The sequence below is a fragment of the Streptomyces pathocidini genome, assembly GCF_001418495.1.
In the GTDB taxonomy this organism is placed as follows: domain Bacteria; phylum Actinomycetota; class Actinomycetes; order Streptomycetales; family Streptomycetaceae; genus Streptomyces; species Streptomyces pathocidini.
Map to the genome: position 1 here is coordinate 1 of NZ_LIQY01000578.1, position 2764 is coordinate 2764.

At 74.8% G+C, this 2764-nt stretch carries 3 protein-coding genes; 1 reads left to right on the forward strand and 2 read right to left on the reverse strand.

The genetic code is table 11. The features are described 5' to 3' along the window. Positions 1-888: NAD-dependent epimerase/dehydratase family protein (locus AOK16_RS22930; RefSeq protein WP_055474050.1), on the forward strand; the 888-nt coding region annotated here is incomplete at its 5' end. Between the two features lie 83 nt (positions 889-971). Here the strand turns inward: AOK16_RS22930 and AOK16_RS22935 are convergent. Both AOK16_RS22935 and AOK16_RS22940 read right to left on the reverse strand, forming a co-directional pair. After that, positions 972-2081 (reverse strand): sensor histidine kinase, encoded by a 1110-nt coding sequence (locus tag AOK16_RS22935; protein WP_055474051.1) that lies wholly within the window; start codon positions 2079-2081, stop codon positions 972-974. 5 nt (positions 2082-2086) lie between these two features. After that, positions 2087-2662: response regulator transcription factor (locus AOK16_RS22940; RefSeq protein ID WP_240483708.1), on the reverse strand; the 576-nt coding region annotated here is incomplete at its 5' end. Positions 2663-2764 lie beyond the last annotated feature (102 nt).

Here is a 2764-nt window from a genome sequence, read left to right on the forward strand (position 1 = left end):
GTGCGGGACCGGGGCGCCGTGGCGGCGGTGTTGAACGGGGTCGACGCCGTGTGCCACCAGGCGGCGATGGTGGGGCTGGGGAAGGACTTCGCCGACGCGCCGGAGTACGTCAGCCGCAACGACCTCGGAACCGCCGTGCTGCTGGCCGCCATGGCCGACGCGGGCGTACGGGAGCTGGCGCTCGCGGGATCGATGGTGGTCTACGGGGAGGGGCGCTACGGCTGCCCGCGCCACGGGCGGGTCCGGCCCGGGCCGAGGGCGGCGGCGGATCTGGCGGCGGGACGGTTCGAGCCGCGCTGCCCTTCCTGCGGGGCCGAGTTGGCGCCCGGGCTGGTGGCGGAGGACGCGCCCGCCGACCCGCGCAACGTGTACGCCGCCACCAAGCTCGCCCAGGAGCACCTGGCCGCTGCCTGGGCACGGTCGACCGGCGGCCGCGCGGTGTCGCTGCGCTACCACAATGTGTACGGCCCCGGGATGCCGCGCAACACCCCGTACGCGGGGGTCGCGTCCTTCTTCCGCTCGGCGCTGGCCCGCGGCGAGGCCCCGCGGGTCTTCGAAGACGGCGGGCAGCGGCGGGACTTCGTGCACGTACGGGATGTGGCCACGGCCAACGCGCTCGCGCTGGAGGCCGTGCGGGAACGGGCGGCCGGCAGCTTCACCGCGTACAACACCGGGAGCGGCGAGCCGCACACGGTCGGTGAGATGGCCGACGCGCTGGCGACGGCGTGCGGCGGCCCGGCGCCCATCGTCACCGGCGAGTTCCGCCTGGGGGACGTACGCCATGTGACCGCCGACTCACGCCGGTTGCGGGAGGAGTTGGGGTGGCGGCCGGAGGTGGGCTTCGCGGAAGGGATGGCAGACTTCGCGGCGGCGCGGCTGAGGCGATGAGGACATGAGGGAGAGGAGACGGCGGGGCGAGGGGGACGGGCCATCGCCGCGCCCGCCAACTTCCCAGCGCGCCCGCGCCTTTATCACCCCGCCGTCGGCAGGGTCACCTCGAAACGGCAGCCGCCCACCACGTTGCGTACCGTCGCGCTGCCTCGGTGAGCCTCGACGATGCCGCGGACGATGGCCAGGCCCAGGCCCGCGCCCGCCGGGGGCGTGCGGGCGTGGTTGCCGCGCCAGCCGGTGTCGAAGACGCGCGGCAGGTCCTCGTCCGGGATGCCGCCGCAGCCGTCGGTGACGGACAGGACCACGCCGTCGCCGGCGCGGTGGGCGGCCACGGCGACCGTGCCGTCGGCCGGGGTCCGGCGGATCGCGTTGATGAGGAGGTTGCCCAAAACGCGGCTCATCTCCTTGGTGTCGACCTCGACCGGCACGGCTTCGACGCGCTCCCCCACCAGCCGTACGCCGTGCTCGCGCGCCAGCGGGTCCGCGCCCGCGAGCGCGTCGCCGACCAAGTCGTGGACGGAGATCCGGGCAGGGGTCAGGGCAAGCGCCCCGGCGTGGATGCGGGAGAGCTCGAAGAGGTCGCCCACCATGCCGTTCATCCGCTCGACCTCGGTGCGGATCTGCCGCAGATAGCGGCCGGAGTCCGCGGCCATGCCGTCCTCCAGGGCCTCGGACATGGCCCGCAGCCCGGCGAGCGGGGTGCGCAGGTCGTGCGAGATCCAGGCGACGAGTTCGCGCCGCGAGGTCTCCAGCGTCCGCTCCCGCTCCCGGGATTCGGCGAGCTTGGCGCTGGTGGCAGCCAACTCCTGGGTGAGCGCGTCGAGTTCGGCAGTGGACGGGCCGTCCGGGGCGGCGAAGCTGCCGCCGTCGCCGAAGGAGCGGGCCGCGTCGGTCAGCGCCCTGCTGCGGGCAACCACCCACCGGCCCAGCAGCAGCGCGGTCGCCAGGGACACCACTGCGGCCATGGCGACCACGACGGTGACCACGGTGAGGTCGTGCGGGGACAGGAACATCTCCCACGCCACCGCCAGCGTCCCCGCGAGCATCGCGGTGACCGCCACGGCGGCGACGACGGTCAGCGTCACCACGAGCGACCGGTGCCGCAGCAGTCGCAGAGCGAGGGCGCCGAGCAGCCCGGCGGCCGCCGCCCCCAGGAAGGCGAACAGGGCTATGAGGAGCATGTCCTGCACGGCGGTCAGCTCCCGGCTTCCGTCGGGTGGCCCTGCCCGTCGGCGGCCCCCGCGTCGAAGCGGTAGCCCACGCCCCACACCGTCTGGATCAGGCACGGCCGCGCCGGATCGTCCTCCACCTTCCCGCGCAGCCTGCGTACGTGGACGGTGACGGTGGACAGGTCGCCGAAGTCCCAGCCCCAGACCTCCCGCATCAGCTCCTCGCGGCCGAACGCCCGGCCGGGGTGGCGCAGGAAGAAGGCCAGCAGGTCGAACTCGCGGAGGGTGAGGGCGAGTTCCCGGCCGTTCTTGGCCGCCCGGCGGGCCGCCGGTTCGACGCTCAGCCCGGCCGCGGCCAGCGGCGCCCGGTCGGGACCGGAGATGTGCGCAGTGCGGCCGCGACGCAGGACGGCCTCCACACGCAGGACGAGTTCCCGTGGGGAGAACGGCTTCGTCACGTAGTCATCGGCCCCTACTTCCAAGCCGAGGATCCGGTCGTCCTCATCGCCCCGCGCGGTGAGCATCACGACCGGCACCGGGCCGCGCCGCCGCAGGAGGCCGCACACCTCGAACCCGTCCATCCCCGGCAGCATCAGGTCGAGNNCGGCCACCGGGCGGCGGCCCGGTCGAGCGCCGCCGTGCCGTCTGCAGCCCGGTCGACGGTGTGGCCGGCGCGGACGAGGTAGCCCTCCACGACCTCGGCG